Origin of the sequence: Streptomyces sp. DH12, from assembly GCF_020873895.1 — a bacterium.
In the GTDB taxonomy this organism is placed as follows: domain Bacteria; phylum Actinomycetota; class Actinomycetes; order Streptomycetales; family Streptomycetaceae; genus Streptomyces.
This window is the reverse complement of sequence record NZ_JAHWGT010000662.1, coordinates 1-528: the sequence shown is the minus strand read 5'-3', so window position 1 is coordinate 528 and position 528 is coordinate 1. Positions and strand designations below refer to the sequence as shown.

The following is a 528-nucleotide window of genomic DNA, read 5'->3' as shown; positions in this document are numbered from 1 at the left end:
GCCCACGCGGGCCGGGTGGCGTACGCGGCGGGCTACACCGGGCTCGGCGTGGGAGCGACGCGGTTCGGCGCGGAGGTGATGCTGGACCTGCTGGCGGGGGAGCGGACCGAGCGCACGGAGCTGGAGATGGTGCGCAGCAAACCGCTGCCGTTCCCGCCCGAGCCGTTCGCCTGGACCGGCATCGCCCTCACCAAGTGGTCGCTGGCCAGGGCGGACGCCCGGGGCGGACGGCGCAATCTGTGGCTGCGGACGATGGACCGGCTGGGGCTGGGCTTCGACAGCTGAGCCTCTGCGGAGCCGGGCAGGGGCGTGCGGGGACGCTGCGCGGGGTCTTGACAACCGAATTGGTCTGGACCAAATTGAGCGCGCTCCACCCCTCCAACTCCCCCCTGCCCGGAGGCCCTTGTGGACCGCGCCAGACCGATCGTCCGCCGCCCCCTCGCCGCCCTGCTCACCGCCACCGCCGTCGCCGCGGCCGGCGTCACCGCCCTGACGCCGGACGCCCGCGCGGCCGACGCCGACCTCGCC

The 528-nt window shown here is 75.4% G+C and carries 1 pseudogene; it reads left to right on the top strand.

What is annotated here, in order from left to right:
* A pseudogene (locus tag LPA54_RS36355) lies at positions 1-285 on the top strand (FAD-dependent oxidoreductase); the annotation flags it as partial.
* Positions 286-528 lie beyond the last annotated feature (243 nt).